Source organism: Hungatella sp. L36 (assembly GCF_014288035.1).
The window spans coordinates 52,509-69,536 of the sequence record NZ_JACOPC010000004.1 but is presented as its reverse complement, the minus strand read 5'-3'; the positions used below and the strand labels follow the sequence as shown (position 1 = coordinate 69,536).

Annotated in this window: 14 protein-coding genes; 7 read left to right on the top strand and 7 right to left on the bottom strand. The window is 48.1% G+C overall.

The features are described from left to right. Nucleotides 1-257: 257 nt before the first annotated feature. From H8S80_RS11955 to rhuM, 3 genes are all read left to right on the top strand, one after another. Nucleotides 258-2,210, top strand: a complete 1,953-nt coding sequence (locus H8S80_RS11955) for a pectate lyase (protein ID WP_117633233.1) — start codon at nt 258-260, stop codon at nt 2,208-2,210. Beyond that, on the top strand, nt 2,210-4,366 hold the full coding sequence (locus H8S80_RS34845; protein ID WP_118033147.1) for a pectate lyase: 2,157 nt from the start codon (nt 2,210-2,212) through the stop codon (nt 4,364-4,366). Before H8S80_RS11955 ends, H8S80_RS34845 begins: the two co-directional genes overlap by 1 nt. 252 nt (nt 4,367-4,618) lie before the next feature. Beyond that, complete coding sequence (rhuM, locus tag H8S80_RS35100) at nt 4,619-4,900, top strand: RhuM family protein (protein ID WP_412313685.1); 282 nt, start codon at nt 4,619-4,621, stop codon at nt 4,898-4,900. A 151-nt stretch (nt 4,901-5,051) separates the two neighbouring features. Here the strand turns inward: rhuM and H8S80_RS11940 are convergent, their stop codons facing one another. Then, entirely contained in the window at nt 5,052-7,274 is a 2,223-nt protein-coding gene (locus H8S80_RS11940; protein WP_117633232.1) for a DNA topoisomerase III, read from the bottom strand. A gap of 386 nt (nt 7,275-7,660) precedes the next feature. On the opposite strand from H8S80_RS11940, the gene H8S80_RS34225 reads away from it, so the two are divergent. Beyond that, a complete protein-coding gene (locus H8S80_RS34225; RefSeq protein ID WP_243008004.1) occupies nt 7,661-7,801 on the top strand; it encodes a hypothetical protein in 141 nt (46 codons plus the stop codon). After that, on the top strand, nt 7,798-8,553 hold the full coding sequence (locus tag H8S80_RS11935) for a hypothetical protein (RefSeq protein ID WP_243008003.1): 756 nt from the start codon (nt 7,798-7,800) through the stop codon (nt 8,551-8,553). Before H8S80_RS34225 ends, H8S80_RS11935 begins: the two co-directional genes overlap by 4 nt. Nucleotides 8,554-8,690: 137 nt before the next feature. Here the strand turns inward: H8S80_RS11935 and H8S80_RS11930 are convergent, their stop codons facing one another. The 4 genes from H8S80_RS11930 to H8S80_RS11915 all read right to left on the bottom strand — a co-directional run bounded on the left by H8S80_RS11930 (nt 8,691) and on the right by H8S80_RS11915 (nt 12,291). Then, nucleotides 8,691-9,776 (bottom strand): acyl-CoA--6-aminopenicillanic acid acyl-transferase, encoded by a 1,086-nt coding sequence (locus H8S80_RS11930; protein WP_025531349.1) that lies wholly within the window; start codon nt 9,774-9,776, stop codon nt 8,691-8,693. Nucleotides 9,777-9,812: 36 nt separating this feature from the next. Then, nucleotides 9,813-10,271: a hypothetical protein gene (locus H8S80_RS11925; protein ID WP_002602054.1), complete on the bottom strand. Its 459-nt coding sequence runs from the start codon at nt 10,269-10,271 to the stop codon at nt 9,813-9,815. A 98-nt stretch (nt 10,272-10,369) separates the two neighbouring features. Next, nucleotides 10,370-11,158: a DUF3100 domain-containing protein gene (locus tag H8S80_RS11920; RefSeq protein WP_002602055.1), complete on the bottom strand. Its 789-nt coding sequence runs from the start codon at nt 11,156-11,158 to the stop codon at nt 10,370-10,372. 236 nt (nt 11,159-11,394) lie between these two features. Next, entirely contained in the window at nt 11,395-12,291 is an 897-nt protein-coding gene (locus H8S80_RS11915) for a LysR family transcriptional regulator (protein WP_002602056.1), read from the bottom strand. Nucleotides 12,292-12,549: 258 nt separating this feature from the next. Here H8S80_RS11915 and H8S80_RS11910 point away from each other — a divergent pair, with 258 nt between their 5' ends. Further along, the gene (locus H8S80_RS11910) at nt 12,550-13,731 is read left to right on the top strand and encodes an NAD(P)-dependent malic enzyme (RefSeq protein WP_117633231.1); all 1,182 of its coding nucleotides are present in this window, start codon (nt 12,550-12,552) and stop codon (nt 13,729-13,731) included. A 4-nt stretch (nt 13,732-13,735) separates the two neighbouring features. Then, complete coding sequence (larAH6, locus tag H8S80_RS11905) at nt 13,736-14,989, top strand: nickel-dependent malate racemase, LarAH6 family (RefSeq protein WP_117633230.1); 1,254 nt, start codon at nt 13,736-13,738, stop codon at nt 14,987-14,989. A gap of 100 nt (nt 14,990-15,089) precedes the next feature. Here the strand turns inward: larAH6 and H8S80_RS11900 are convergent, their stop codons facing one another. Then, the gene (locus H8S80_RS11900) at nt 15,090-15,851 is read right to left on the bottom strand and encodes an EFR1 family ferrodoxin (protein WP_025531351.1); all 762 of its coding nucleotides are present in this window, start codon (nt 15,849-15,851) and stop codon (nt 15,090-15,092) included. A 215-nt stretch (nt 15,852-16,066) separates the two neighbouring features. Beyond that, the gene (locus H8S80_RS11895) at nt 16,067-16,957 is read right to left on the bottom strand and encodes a helix-turn-helix transcriptional regulator (protein WP_117633229.1); all 891 of its coding nucleotides are present in this window, start codon (nt 16,955-16,957) and stop codon (nt 16,067-16,069) included. Nucleotides 16,958-17,028 lie beyond the last annotated feature (71 nt).

The following is a 17,028-nucleotide window of genomic DNA, read 5'->3' as shown; positions in this document are numbered from 1 at the left end:
ATTTTAAATCACTGGTTATTATCTCCAGGTTTCTTCTGTGCCTTTTCCTATTGCAGTTGAATAGTATAAATGAATTTGCAAACGTTTTATTTTCTAAGTCTTTAGACATCCTGCACAAAATTTTTCCGTTAATTTTACACTATTATACAAATTATTCAATTAAGGTTGAAATATCGCCCCAATAGTGCTACTATGAACTTGCAAACGTTTGCGTTACTGTAACTCACAAAAAATTTTACAGAAAGTAGGTAGGTTTTATGAGGTTTGCCAAAAAAACATTGCTGGCTGCAGCACTGCTTGTAATGGCGGCGTCTGTGAATGTGCTTCCCGCTCTGGCGAGCAAGCAGGGCAGTGCACCGGAAATGGGAGATACGGTGCCTGTCGATGATCTGGTAATCAAGTTCCTTGCCCTTCCGGAATTTGAACCAACAAGATATACGAAACAAAATGGGGGTAAGTTTGCTCCGGAGGAAATTGAAAAGGGATTATTAATAGGTGTTGATATGAAATATGGGCCAGGTAATCCTGACGGCATGATGGCACCCCTTAAGCATTCCTTTGCCGATATCACCGCAGATCTTAAATTTGACACAGGAACAGGTGAGATTGTCATTAAGTACAATGATCTCGTTCTGGAAATGGAAGAAGGAAGTCAGGATGCGGTACTGACAAAGAATGGGAATCAGGAACAGCTGACCATTCCGGAAGATCTGGAACCATATTTTCTGGAAATTGAGGGAGAAACTGATGCAGACGGCTCTCCGTACACTGTATGCTATCTGCCGGTTAGATTTACCGCCGAAGCACTGGGAGCCAATGTTACCTGGGATGAAAGTATGCACCGCCTTGTAATGGCCTTTGCTTTTTATTACTCTGACGCGGCAATACAGCCGATTATCAACAGTAAATCGCCGTACACCACCAAAATGCTTGAATCAAATCCTACCTCCTGGTCCACCATTGCATCCATTGCCTCCAGTTCCAATGCAGCAAAAAAGAAAGAACTGATTACTGCTGCACTCAATGTGGTCAACCCTGCATACCAGAATGAAGACGGCGGCTGGGGAAAGACAAATACCGATTACGATTTATTAGAGGACAGCTTCTCAAGGTTGTATGGACACGCATACTCCACCTTTGATAATGGAGCGACTCATGGCCAGATCAAATTCTTATCCAGAATTTTAAGAGCTGCCAAAGAAGATCCCAATTCATTCAGAGGCTATGAAGATGAACTTGAAACGATTGAGGACGGATTCTGGAAATCCATGGACTACATGATTAATTCCCAGAACGAGGCTGGAGGCTGGCCTCAGTACTATCCTTATGGCGTCGGTTATTTCAAGCTGATTACATTTAATGACAATGCTATGACCAGCGTTATGCAGTTAGTTTACGCGTTAACCCATGAGGATGGTTTGACTGACTCATCTCTGTGTGAGGATTTCGCCTGGGTACGCAAGGCTCTCACCGATGATACACCGGATAAACATAACATCACCATCGAAAAATTAAATGCCATGTGGGATAAAGCGCTTGACTGCACTTTAAAGCTTCAGATCACAGTAGACGGAGAATTAACCGCCTGGGCACAGCAGTACGATCCGGAAACCGGTGAACCTACTATTGGACGCGCCTTTGAACTTCCCTCCATATGTACCTCGGAAAGCCAGGCTATCATGAACCTTCTGACCAATATTACAGAACCTTCTGATGCAGTAAAGACTGCTATCACTTCTTTTGCACACTGGACAGAGGAAATTGGAGTCGAAGGCTATGAGTCCATTAATATCAGTGACCGTACCAGAGAACTCGGAAAAGACAGAAGATACGTCTATACAGGCACAACAAAAAAGACCTATGGCCGTTTTTACGGACTCGACAAGGATGGAAGCAGCTACGATTCCATTGATGATGCAGACGGTTTTTATCCAATCTATTCCGGACGCGACAGTATTGCAAAGCTGGATCACAACGTAGGAGGACATGAGCGCCGAAGCGGTTATTCCTTCGTACAGACTGATATTGAGAAAAAAGCCAATGATCAGTTAAAGAAATGGGAAAAGGCTCTGGAATCTTATGAGAAAAAACAGCTGGAGCTGGAAAACAAAGCAAAAACAGCAAAGACCGCAACCGGTTCCAATGCAGAAAAGAACGAAGAGACAGCACCTGTCGCTACAGGCTCAAATGCAGACGGAGGTAAGAACTAATGAAGAAAATACATAAATTAGTAATGGCCAGTACCATGATTGCGGCAGTATCTCTTACCGTAGTAGGCTATACCGCAGTTGCGGCAAAAGGAACTGCCAGTGTGGTCAGAGGGCAGTATGATTTTTCTGATATGACAGTGCGCCGTGTCTGGTTCAATACTCTTGATCCTGTTTTCATGATAGATGATTACGACCGGGTATGGCTGGATTCCAACAGCAATGTACTGGCGGAAGGTAATTATGAGGAAACCGGAAGCGATGGTTCCCTGTTGGCTCCCATGGCGGAAATGTTCCGGCAGATTGGTGCCCATTACAGGGAGGACGGTAATAAGATCACCATTGTCATGAACGGTGATACACTGGTTCTGGAAATTGGCAAAAGGGACGTCACCTTAAATGGCGTAAAGATCGGCAACGCACTTTCCGCCTCCCAGGTTCCCAAAAAAATCAATGCAAAAGACAACGGCTTAAATCCTTATATGACAGAAGACTATTATGTCACCTATCTTCCTGTAGCCTATGTGCTTCATACATTTCAGGCAGATATTTACACAGATGGCAATGTGAAAAGTTTTTATGCCGCCGTACCAATTTTTAAAACAGAGCTGACTCCGGATCTGGCTGCTGTTTCAGATGATTATGGCGTCAACTACCGGTCGATTCTTAAAGGAGATGCTGAAATCAGTGATGAAATAGCAGAAAATATTACTGCCATACAGAATGCAGACGGTGGTTTTGGACTTCTGCCTGAAGCGACGGACATGGCACAGGAAAATCTGGAAGGAAGAAGAGGCAGCCTGGTCTCCGAATCTACCTTAGAAAAGGGAGCTACAATTGCTGAGTTGAATTATATTGCTGATTGTCTTATGGAAACTCCAGATGAAGCTTATGAATCAGCCCTGATAAAAGGAATCCATTTCCTGTTAGAGAATCAGAATGCCACCGGCGGCTGGCAGATGAATCCGGCTAATCCCAAAGGATTTCGTGCAAATCTGGTCTTCACCGACCAAATTACCACAGATGTGCTCCGTCTGTTAAGACGAGTTGACAGCAGCAATGCATTAAAAGACGTAAAAAACACAGTCGGTGCTGAAAAAATCGCCCAGGCAATTAAGGCCGGAGATCATTTTATTCTCGACAGCCAGCTGGTATATGACGGAAAGAAAACAGGCTGGGCCTCACAATACGGGGAGGACGGTCAGGCAGCTATGGGACGCACCTATGAGAGAGAATCTTTGAGCGCCTTTGCCACCGCTGATATTGCCGAATATCTGATGTATTCCTGTGATCCGGAAGACATGATTAAGGAAGCAGTTGAAAGCGCCGTAGAATGGCTGGAAGAGGTAAAAATTGAAGATAAGGAAGCGGTTTATATCTCCGATCTGTCCATGCAGAATGGTTTTGACGTCTTCCTGCTCGATGGAACAGAACCGGGTATCCTGGACACCAGCTTTGCTGACGACGGCTTGGGCACCTGGGCCTCCAACTACACTTATAAATCCGGAAAATTCAAACCTTTGTACTCTGATGTCGATCCAAAACGTCCTGAACAGCCAAAGGTAAACGACTGGAATGCAGCGGCTTCAGATAACCTGATCTGGTATGCGACCCGCAGCACGATTACCTATTACGATAATGATCTGGCTGATGTACTGATTGAAGAAGAGTATCCGACTTGGATTGAGACAGGTAAGGCACTCGGTACCGCTGATGATCCGGCTCCTGACCCTGATAATAAGCCTGCCCCTGATCATGGCTCCTCTGATTCCGGCTCCAGCTCATCTTATACCACAGCCACAGATCCGAACAGCGGAACCTGGACTCAGGATGAATATGGGTGGCGTTTTACCCTGAAGAATGGAACACAGCCTAAGGCCCAGTGGATTTATCTGGACTGGAATGGCACAAAATCATGGTATTACTTCTCAGAAGAAGGATATATGATAACCGGCTGGTTCGAACATGAAGGAAACCGTTACTACCTGCATCCCATTTCAGATGGTACCATGGGGCATATGTATGTCGGCTGGCATTTCATCGACGGCAAATGGTATTACTTCAATCAGCAATCGGATGGGACTATGGGAAAGCTTCTCATAAACACAACAACACCGGATGGATATGAAGTCGGTGCAGATGGAACCTGGGTGCAATAGCTTAAAATAGAATGCGGTAGATGATTGTAAAACCATCTATCGCATTTTTTAATGGAGTGATATAAAAAAAAACACAGGTTTAAAAAGGAGAATAAAGCTATGACAAATAAGAAAAAAATGAGATCTCCATTCGTTCTTCCGCCGCTGAATATCTGACTTATGTTGCATCCACTGGAGAACAGGAAACCAGTTTCTGTACCAGCTATCAGTCAGCATATCAAACGCATTTATGCTGATCACGAGCTGGAGCCGATGGCAACTATTAAGAAATACTTAACAGTTCAAACGGAAGGAGAACGTCAGGTTTCCAGGGAACTGGATCACTACAATCTCCAGATGATTATTGCGGTGGGGTTTAAAGTTAATAATGAACGGGCTGTCCATGAGATTTTGCAGGACGACGGGAAAGTAACCCATGAGATAGCAAAATCTTTTGCAGAAAGCGAATTTGAGAAATATCGGATTATCCAGGACCGTCTTTTTGAAAGTGATTTCGATCAATTCCTGGTCCTGGAGCAAGAGGTACACAAATAAAATGATTATATTAAGTATCCATCAGACAGACAATACATTATCAAAATAAGATAAAAGGGTGTCATTCCCTTGACACAACCCTGAATACCGTAAACTAAAAAATAACAAAGAGAGACTCCCCTGTTCATCAATACAGGGGAGTCTCTCTTTGTTATCGTTTCTTATCCAAATTTAATTTTGCAAACGCATCCGCAAACGCTGAGTTGATCGGCGCCTCCCCCTCCTTCTTCTGCTGGTTCAGATATTTGGCCACGTCCTTTTTCGATACGCCTGCGCCCTCCTTGGCCCGGCGGTCCTTGAAGGATGACAGTTTTTCCTTATAACCACATTTGCATACAAAGATCTGACTGTCTCCTTTTCCGCGCAGCTCCATCTTCTTATGGCAGACCGGGCAGCGTGCGTTGCTGGTTCTGGCTACGGTTTCCCTGTGGCCGCACTCCCTGTCCTGACACACCAGCATCTCACTGTTCTTCCCTTTTACGAGAAGCATCCGCTTGCCGCAGACAGGGCATTTTGTATTTGTCACATTATCGTGGCGGAACTGGCCCTCTCCGCTTTTAATCTGGGAGATCAATTCATTGGAATAGGAGCGGATATCCTTCATAAAGGCGGCACGCTTCAGCTTTCCATCCGCAATTTTCGACAGCCGCATCTCCCAGTCAGCAGTCAGTTCCGGTTTTCTCAAATCCTCCGGAACCAGGGTAAGAAGCTGTTTCGCCTTGGAGGTCAGGCAGATGTCCTTCCCCCGTTTCTCCAGCAAGAAGCTGGAAAACAGTTTCTCAATAATATCTGCTCTGGTGGCGACGGTACCCAGACCGCCTGTCTCTCCCAGCGTCTTCGCCATAGCTTTATCCTTCGATTCCATATAGGCGGTGGGATTTTCCATAGCGGAAAGCAGTGTCGCCTCGTTAAATGGAGCCGGCGGCTTCGTCTTTCCTTCCGTCATTGTGACGGAAAGCTTCGGAATCCTGTCCCCTCTCTTTACATCCGGAAGTTTCTGCGCGCGTATCTCCTGCCGCTCCGAATCCTCCCCATCATCCTCGTCGTCATCCTGCCCCTCATAGACCTCCCGCCATCCGGCGCTCTTTACAATCCTGCCCTTTGCGGCAAAATTTTCACCGGCCAGTTCTACCGTAAGCTCCGTCTGCTCGTACTCGAAAGGCGGATAGAGAACGGCGATGAATCTTCGCACCACGAGGTCATAGATTTTGCGTTCCTCCACAGTCATATGGTCCAGCTGTACGAACTGCTCCGTCGGTATGATGGCATGGTGGTCCGATACCTTCTTATCATCCACAAAAGACGGCTTAGCCACAATCTTCTGATTCATCAGACGCCCGGCCAGTTTCCGGTACGGGCCCACGCCGCAGGCCTCCAGGCGCTCCTTGATTGACGGTACGATATCCGAGCTCAAGTACCTGGAATCCGTTCTGGGATACGTCAGGACCTTGTGATTTTCGTAAAGCCGCTGCATGATATTGAGCGTTTCCTTGGCCGAATAATTGAACTTCCGGTTTGCCTCCCGCTGAAGCTCTGTCAGATCATAGAGCTGCGGTGCATACGTCTTCTTCGGAATACGCTTTACCTCGGTTACAAGCCCCTGGCCGCTGCCTGCCTCGATCTTCTTCATAATTCCTTCCACCCGTTCCTTATCAAAGGAGCGGAAGCCCTTTGACTTTTCGTCGCGCCATGTCAGTGTGAGCGGTGGTGTCTGGCTCTTTGCCGCGATTCCGTAATAGGGCTTCGGCACAAAATTCTTAATCTCCTCCTCCCGGCCGGCGATAATTGCAAGGGTCGGAGTCTGAACACGGCCGCAGGACAGCTGCGCATTGTACTTGCAGGTCAGAGCTCTGGTAGCATTGATTCCCACCAGCCAGTCTGCTTCCGCCCGGCACATGGCGGCATCATAGAGATTGTCGTATTCATGGCCGTTTTTCAGCTTCGCAAATCCGTCCCTAATTGCCTTGTCCGTGACAGACGAAATCCAGAGTCGCTTGATCGGCTTCCGGCATCCGGTTTTCTCCAGGATCAGCCTGGCCACCAGTTCCCCCTCCCGGCCTGCATCTGTGGCGATAATGATCTCGCCCACATCCTTCCTCTGAAGCTGCGCCTTGACCGCGCTGAACTGTTTTCCCGTCTGTTTGATCACTTCCAGCTTAAACTGCTCCGGCATCATGGGAAGGTCTTCCATCTTCCACGTCTTATACTTCGGGTCGTAATCTTCCGGGTCCGCCAGCGTCACCAGATGCCCCAGCCCCCAGGTTACAATATATTGATCGCCCTCCAGCGCGCCGTTTTGATTCCTTCCGCAGCGAAGGACCCTGGCAATATCACGCGCCACCGACGGCTTTTCTGCAATTACTAAAGATTTCATTCTTATTTATTCCTCCTGACTGATTCCGGTGAATCTCTGTCCTCCTATTATGGTGAATCTCTGTCCTCCTATTATAAGGAAATGCGGGGGAAATTGCAACGTGAGGATGGAAAAACAGCTTGTCCCGGGCCGTCTGTCCATGTTATACTACTATCACAAAACCGATGATAGCCTTTATAAGAAGCTATCGCCACAGGAATCCGGTTTCTGTCCGCATTCCTTTCTGCCCAATTCATCTGGCATTCTACGTCCGTTCGGACTTAAGAATCCCCATTTCACCAAAAATCAATGTAAATAACACCAAAAAATAAGCAGGGCTATTGTCTGTTTTTGAAAAAAACATTATAATGGAGATAGGTTCTTATATAGCTGGAAACGGAGGCTATATGAGCAATACGAATGATGCAGGCGGCTCCAAAGATATACCGGACAACTTTCCGGCGGAAGATCTTGTCTTAAAGAGCGCCATGCAGTTTTTCGGAGATGAACTGCTGTCATACTTAAAAATCACTGCGGAACCGGTGTGACAGTCGGCCAAACGGAATTTGTCCATCTGGAAGCGAAGCAGCTATATGAAGACTTTAACTTCATTAAGCCTGACCAGAGCTGGATTCATCTGGAGTTTGAGAGCGACAGTATCAAGGAGGAGGATCTGCGCCGCTTCCGCAGTTATGAAGCAGTCACCGCGTATATCTGTCACGTCGATATCACGACTTACGTGATCTGTTCATCAACCGTAAAGGAAATCTTGTCAGAATTAAAGACCGGACACAACACCTACCGGATCATCCCGATTCGTCTGAAAGACAAAGACGCGGATGAATTACTTGCCAGGCTGTTTGAAAAGCAGAAAAGCGGAGAAAAGCTGGAACGTTCTGATCTTGTCCCCCTGCTGCTCACCACACTGATGTCTGGTACCACGAATCAAAAAGACCGGATTATTCTGGCAAATCAGCTGATCACTAAATCCGGCGCTATATCAGAGACAGATTTAAAAAAGATGCAGGCAGTCCTGTATACACTTGCAAACAAGTTTCTGTCAAAAGACGATTTAAACCAGGTAAAGGAGGTGCTATTCATGACACCATTAGGTCAAATGCTGGTGAAAGATGGATTTGAAAAGGGCATAGAAAGAGGCGCCGGCGCTCTGATTTCCATTTGCCGGGAAACAGGATATTCCTATGATGATACCCGTAAAAAGCTGATTGAAAAGCTGGAACTGGATTCCCCCGACGCAGTCAGATATATGGAAGAGTTCTGGGGGCGGACCTCTGTCTGATTCCTTAAAAGGCCGCCTTGATATCACGACTGCATAAAATAATCTCACCGAAAAAAACAGCGGCAGAAAGAGCCACTAAGGCTCTCTCTGCCGCCAAAAGTCATACGCTTTTGCATAGATCCGGACACTTCTCTGACCTATATCCGATACTTCTCATACTCCAACTCACAGGGATTTCCCTTGCAGAACAGGATCTCGCCCTTTGTCAGATTAATAATCATAGAGAATACGGTTCCCATCCGCAGTCCCTTTTCCAGCTTCTCATCGTCGTGACGACAGATACTGGAAGGATACTCCACGTGGTCCGTTAAAACGGCCTTGATATCTTCCTCCGAAATTTCGCTTCCTTTCTTTCGAAGCAGTTTATCCGCTCTTCCCAGCCGGACAAAGGAATCCGTAAACTTACGTTTCCCCATATCCTTTCTCGGCAGAATTGGGAGCCTGCTGCTGATAAAATGATTGGTGTGGACGATGATTCCATCCTTCGGATAGAGCACGTCAAACTCTTCATTTTCAATCTCAATATCCACACATTCCCCGTTCTTATGGCCGATCATGAAGTTGGCGCAGCAGCCCAGCTGAAATCTGGTAGCTGCCTTGACTGCCTCGGCCAGCGTCTCACAGTCCAGAATCCCTCTCATAGCCATGTGGAGCGGAAGCCCCTTCGGCGCCTGATCTGTGGACAGCGCATTTAAGTACAGACCTACACCAGCGCTGTTAAATCCCGTCTTTCCGATAATTCCCGCCTCAGTTACCATAAAGATGGTGGGCCTGCCGTTTTTCTGTGTGATCTTCATCATAATCATGGACTCTCTCTGGCTGGTCTTCCAATCCCAGTTGTGAGCCAGGAACGCATCTCCGCCCGCTCCGGCATCGCTGCTGATTCCGATGGAGGTACAGCCGCCGTCGGCCTTGTCGAGTTCATTTCCCACAAATACAAGCTCACTTCTGCAGTTTAAAGCCAGAATATCTTCAAAATCCAGTCCGGACCCTTCTGCAACTCCGCGAATCTCTTCCAGATAATCCGGATTGTAGTCCCGGATTACCTCGACAAATCTGGTAGACAGCTTCTTTGCCCTGGACCACTCCAGATTCGAGTAATCCATAAACATTTCCTTATAACACTGGATGCTGTTTAAAATCTTATCCTTAAAAAGCTCTCCGTGCTGAAATCCAATCTCAAACGGTGTACCCTCAATTTCTACATATGGAAAATTCCCCATTCCATTCTTCCTCCTGCTTTCCTCTATTTTTCACGTTTACAGAATGTTTCCGAGAACCTGTGCGATTCCTCCGGAGACCAGGAACGTACCAAAGATAACCAGCAGGGATACCACGATCCCCTTCCAGCCGATCTTTAAGAAATCACGCCAGTCTCTGCCCACGATAACGCCCGCATAAGCCAGAATCGGTGTAACGGTAGCCATCAGTGACACCTTGCCCGCCCAATAAACCACGAATCCGGAAATCGGAGAAAACGGCATTGCCACGATCATTCCGATTAAAGCGATATAGGCTACCGCCGGTAAATTACCAGGAACGAAATGTTTCACAGTCAGGCCCGCCAGACTGATCAGGCCGAATATCAGCATGCCCGGAAGAGACTCTATGAATCCTCCGTCATAGCCCACAATATTACAAACGGTTGCAAGTATGGCAACCACAAGAAATGTCATTACCCAATCCATAAACATCCCAGAAAATCTTTCCTTCTCCATACGAAACTCCTCCTTATTTTCCCTCTACTGTTCTATTATTTTGGTGCGGCCCTTCACGCCTGTCACACATTATGCCCTGGCCCAATCCGATGGGCGGCCTATTTTCCCTTTTTCATCGCCTTATAGATCACATTGCCCAACGGTACTGTGATAAATAATCCCAGATAAACAGAGATTGAGGAAGATATAACGTTGCTGATGCTTGCAAATGCGGTCAGTGTATCCGGATTCGCAGAAGGCGCAGCTTCCATAATTCCTGCCAGGCCGGCTGTCATCATCGATGCGCTGCCGGCGCCGACGGCCATGGCAGTCGCTTCCGGGGTGAAGATTCCCAGGCTCACAAAGAGCGGCGGGATGATACTCATGAAGATGGTTCCGAAAATAGTTCCAACGATATAACAGGTCATAACGCCCTTAAACTCGGCCGAGTCCGCCCCGAACATATCGGAGATCAGCGCCACGTTTGGTTCACGGCTCATCGCGTGGGTCATGCCGACGGCCTCTCTTCCCATGCCAAGAAGGAGAGCAATCGGAAGCGCAACCAGAAGTGTGCCGATATTTCCCAGATTCTGCAGAATCAGAACCGGACCTGCACTGATTACCTGTTCAATGGAGCCGCCGCTGGTGATTCCCAGCTTTGCCATCAGAAAGGCAACACTTAAGGTCAGCATGGCAGAACCCGTGGCCGCCTGCTTTTCTTTTACGAATTTGATGGGTTTGATCAGATATACGACTAATACGAAAATCATGGAATACAGTAACGGAAGCAGCGTAATGGTAACGCCCCCCAGCGGTATCCGTATAGGACCGACGAGTTCGGCCAAAACGCAGCACAACAGAATAACCAGATGAAACTTGTAATCTCCCCATATTTTATCAGCAAACATATGAAACCTCCCAGACATTATTTTTATTTTTCTTTACACCTCTCATGATCTGTCAGAACGCCCACCGCACTGTACAGACTCCTTTGTTTCTTCCCCTTCAAGCACTTTCCATTTTATAGAATCCTGCGCGATCTGTAAAATAACATTTAATTATTTCATCATAACTGAAAATGACAGGAGAGAGCCAAAATACAGCTCTTTCCTGTCCAATTCCTTTGTCTGTACTATTTTTATCCTCATTCCTTCACACACTTCAGTCCGTATTTCCGGCAGTGTTCCTGGGTAAACCGGATAAAACAGTTGATGTCCTGGTATACCTTCCCGTTCTTCAGCCACACCATCTCAATGTCGGTCTCCATAGGCGGGTCCAGCGGGATTCCGGTTATATCCTCTTCATTTTCGACGATCTCCCGGAACAGAAAACCAGCCGCCATCCCGTTCCGGATCAGCTGAAGCTGCGTATAGAGCTGCTGCGTCGTCCACATGACACGGGGTGTACAGCCATTTTCATGGAAACGCTCCAGCACCTTTTCCCTTACATGGAAGCTGCTCTTAAACATCACCACCGGTTCCAGCGCCGCATGTGCTATGGATACGCACGGCTCACCAGCCAGCTGGTGATTCCGGTTCACGCAGAACAGGAGCTCGCTCCTCTGAAGCTTGCAGAACCCCAGGTTCGTAAAGTCCGTGTTCATGCCGCTAACAATGATTACATCCACCTTATCCTCCTGAAGCATCCTTCTTAAGGTAAGGGAAGCCTCATCATACAGCTCCAGCTCGATCTCCGGATGGGCGGAGTGGAAGTCCTGGATCAGCCGGAACGCCATCACACTGATCATCGGCGGAAGCCCGATTCTGATCAGATTTTTCTGCGTTCCCAAGTGGTACATTTTCTGCGTCAGGGCATTGGCCCTGCTCAGCAGCTCTTCCACCTCCAGGAGAAAATAGGCGCCTTCCTTCGTCAGAATCAGCCTCTTGTCCACTCTCTTAAACAGCTTGACATGAAACTCTTCCTCCAGTTCCTTGATCGCATTGGAGACGGCTGGCTGGGATATATGAAGCGTCTCCGCCGCTTTTGTGATTCCATTCTGTGCGCATACCTCTCTGAAATACTGAAGCTGATGTAATTTCATACCATTCTCCCTCTCCAAACTTCCTGCCTTATATCATTCTATGTCCATTCATATTATTTATTAATAGTAAGACCTGACAGGCTTCATTTCAAGTATTGTTTAATTTTTATCAAATTTTCGTCGATTTTTCAAAACTTTTAGTTATTATCCCATCATTAATTATTATTTTACAATACCTGCTTTTCTCCCTTATGATAGAGCTATGAAAAATCTCTCTGCCCTTCCCCTTAAGCAGACAACACACTGGAGGGTGAGAAAATGAATTATGCACAGGAATCATTAGAACTGCACCGGAAGCTGAAAGGGAAACTGGACATCGTTTCCAGGCTTCCTATTACAAACAAAACAGATTTATCGCTGGCCTATACGCCGGGAGTCGCCCAGCCCTGCGTGGAGATCCACCGTAATCCTGAGGAGAGTTATGAACTCACCGGCCGCGGAAACTTAGTAGCCGTCGTCACAGACGGAACCGCGGTACTTGGCCTCGGTGATATCGGCCCAGAAGCCGCCATGCCTGTCATGGAGGGTAAATGCATCCTGTTCCGGGAATTTGCCGGAGTCAATGCATTTCCCATCTGTCTGGCTACAAAGGACGTGGATGAGATCATCCGGACCGTGGAATGCGTGGCCCCCACCTTTGGCGGCATCAATCTGGAGGACATTTCCGCCCCCAGGTGTTTCGAAATTGAACGAAGACTGAAAGAGCGGCTGTCCATCCCTGTCTTCCACGACGATCAGCATGGGACGGCCATCGTCGTGCTGGCAGGTCTCATCAACGCATTAAAGCTGACCGGAAAGAAGAAAGAGACTGCTCGGGTCGTGATCAGCGGCGCCGGATCTGCCGGAATCTCCATCTGCCGCCTCCTCATGTCTCACGGCTTCCGTGACATCGTGATGACGGACAAATGCGGGGCGCTGGCCCCCGGAGAGTCCTTTATGAATCCGGCCCAGCAGGAGATGGCCGCTGTCACCAATCCGCGCCAGGAACGCGGTCCGCTGGAGACAATTATCAAAGACAAAGATATCTTCGTCGGAGTATCGGCCCCCGGGATTGCAACATCGGCCATGATTTCCACCATGGCACCGGATTCTATCGTATTTGCCATGGCTAACCCGGTTCCCGAAATTATGCCGGACGAGGCGAAAGCCGGCGGCGCCCGTGTCGTTGCCACCGGACGCTCCGATTTCCCGAATCAGATCAACAACCTTTTAGCCTTCCCGGGAATCTTCCGCGGAGCGCTGGACGTCAGGGCTTCCGATATCAACGAGGATATGAAAATGGCTGCCGCAGCGGCTATCGCCGGTCTGGTAACCGATGAAGAGCTGTCTGAGGACTGTATTATTCCAAATCCACTGGATAAAAGAGTCAGCGCTGCCGTCGCCAGAGCCGTAGGAGAAGCGGCGGTCCGCAGCGAAGTCGCACGCAAAGTGAGGAACTGATTGTATGAAACTGGAAATAGGCTTCGGCACCACCCCACAGATTGTGGAGCTGCCTGATAAAAACGTAGACGGAATTCTCTATCCCAATGAAGTAACCGTCGCCACCACCGGGGCGGAGGAAGTGAATCGTTCACTCTCCCATCCGATTGGAACACGTTCCCTGGAGGAGATTGTAAAAGGAAAGGAAAGAATTGTCATTGTAACAAGCGATATCACACGCCCCATGCCCTCTCACGTCGTTCTCCCACAGCTGTTGGAACGCATGTATGCGGCCGGGGTTAAACCGGAATCGATAACCATCGTATTTGCCCTCGGCAGCCACCGGACACAGACGGAGGAAGAAAAGCTCCATCTCGTCGGGGAATCCGTCTACCGCCAGGTGCGCTGTGTCGATTCCTCGGAATTTGATTTCGTTCATATGGGCACCACGCCCGGCGGCACCCCCGTAGACATCTGCCGTCCTGTGGCAGAGGCGGACTGCCGTATCTGTCTGGGCAACATCGAATACCACTATTTCGCCGGATATTCCGGCGGAGCTAAGGCTATCATGCCGGGAGTCTCCACAAGGGCGGCGATCCAGGCCAACCACTCCCGCATGGTCAGACCCGATGCGTGCGCCGGCAAGCTGGAAGGCAATTCCCTCCGGAAGGACTTGGAGGACGCTCTTGTCTGCTGTCCAGTTGACTTTATTGTCAATGTGGTTCTGGATGAGACCAAGCAGATCGTCTACTCCGTCTGCGGGGATATCATCACGGCCCACAGGGCTGGCTGCCGTTTTCTGGACCGTTTTTACCGGAAAGAGATCAGCCGCAAGGCAGACATCGTCCTGGTATCCCAGGGCGGCGCTCCAAAGGATCTGAATCTCTACCAGACCCAGAAAGCCCTGGAAAATGGTAAATACGCGGTTAAAGAGAACGGAATCATCGTCCTGGTCGGCTCCTGCCGGGAGGGCATGGGCGAACGGGTCTTTGAGGAATGGATGCTCGGCGCGGACCAGCCTTCCGACTTAATTAAGCGTATCGAGACCGATTTCCAGCTGGGCGGCCATAAGGCCGCGGCGATCGCCATGGTTCTGGAACATGCGAAGGTATTTCTCGTCTCTCACATGGAGGAAGAATTCGTCAGAAATATATTTATGACACCGTTCTCGTCCGTTCAGGAGGCTGTCGATCAGGCCTTTAAGGAATTAGGGGCGGAGGCTTCCGTACTCGTTATGCCGTTTGGTGGATCTACGCTTCCGGTGGTTGGGGATACGTAAGTATTTACTGCTGGTCACATTTGCAGTAACAATTATATAAATGCACAAAAACGCATAAACATCATAGTTATGCGTTTTTGTGTTCAGAGCCGAATGCCCTCTATAAATAGTTCTTTATATCGCACTGCTCAACCACCCGCTTTCCCAGCAGTGTGATTGCCTGCACCGGACACTGGTTGATACAGCGGTAACACATCGTACACCGCTTTCCCGGCACAGCCGTTTTATCCTTTACCTGAATATTTTCCATAGGGCACAGGTTGGCACACATTCCGCAGCCAATACACCGACCTGCGTCTATCTTCAGCTTATCAGTATATTCCTTTGTCTTATAAAAGAAATACAGCCTCTGCCCAAACAATCCGGCCAGATGCCAGAGAACCCCAAGGCCTTCCCGGGGCGGTTCCCCGCATTTTAAAGCGGCAGCGGCCTTCTTTATTTTGCTGCCGGCATTCACTACCAGCTCCCTGTTTTTCTCCAATGGCCTTTTTAAAGCTCTCTCATCGCCAATGCTGTCAGGCATCTTCACATGCAGACCGCCTGTAATAACGGCGCCGTATCTCTTCAGCAGCCTGGCCATAATTCCTGCCCCATCCCCGCTGAACAGCCCCATAGTGGCAATGATAAAGACTCTTTTGCCCTTCCAGATCTCATGATTGGAAATCACGTAATCCTTCAAAATCTTAGGTATGCTGCTGAATTGTACCGGGTAGCCCAGAACAATCTCGTCCTGACGCCCTATTTCCAGCGCCGCATTTTCATTCTCGATGGAAAATGCCTCAGCCTGCGGTTCATATTCCTCCAAAAATTTTTCCACACAGTATCTCGAGTTACCCGTTCCGCTAAAATAGATCCCAACCATCCTTTTTCTCCTGATCCCGATCGTTCAACCGTTTCTATACGTTTCCAGCATATCACAAACCCACGCCCCTATCCAGAAGGGATTAAAAAGCGTAGTGCCTGACCACAATATAGTTTGATTTTCCACTCGAATCCGCAATATCTGATAACATAAAATCTTTCATACATGCTACAATGTGACCGTGATAAAAAAGTGCATAAACAACGGGCCGGCATTTACGGTTTACTCGTCGGTCCGTTGGTATAAGTCACCGTATTCATTGTTTTTCGATACTTCAAGGGAGACATGGTCATATACGTTTTGAACACCTTCTCAAAATACGTGATACTCTCGTATCCAAGCTTACGGGCAATCTGCTGCACGCTCAAATCCGTCTCCTCCAGCAGCCTCTTCGCCTCCCTGATGCGGTGAATATTCAAATACTCACTAATGCCGTAACCCGTAATTTCCTTAAAGGTGCGGCTCAAATAATATTTGCTGATATAAAACTGGTCGGCCAGCAGATCCAGCGTTATCGTTTCATCAAAGTGCTCCGAGATATAGTCGGCCACCGCGTAGATATTCTGGTATTTGGAAGGCGCGCTCACATCCGTATGTTCAATGGCCGGAGTATGATTTTCACGCATAAAACGAATAAAGTACTGGATAATTTCCGTCTCGATCATGGCCCTGTAATTTCGTTTTTTGCTGTCAAATTCATCCTGAAGCCTGGTATAGAGGTCGATAAACTCCCTCTGCTGCCTTTCGTTCAGCGGAAATACCCCATAGTGCTGGTGAAAAAACTTAACCAGGTTCAGATTCGGGAACAGCCGGTCAAATTCCTTCATTTTATCCCGCTCCACATAGAGGATAATGCGGTCATGGCCGATTTCCTGTTCGCTGTTCGCCGTGGTCATATGAATCGAGTTTTCATCCACCAGAATCAGCGATCCGCCTTTTACCAGATAAGAACGGTTGTCAAAGAAGAAACGCCGTTCCCCTTCCAGCAGATAGAAGATCTCATACTGGTTGTGGAAATGCTTTCCATGCATATTAAAATGACCCTTGCGTATCATTCGTTCCAGTTCGATGCCATCGGTCCTGGCGTAATAGATGACGGCTTCCATGCCTCGTCCCTCCTGTCTGCAGCATTTGGAACCATTATATAATAAAACCCATTAATTTTCTATAAGAAAGG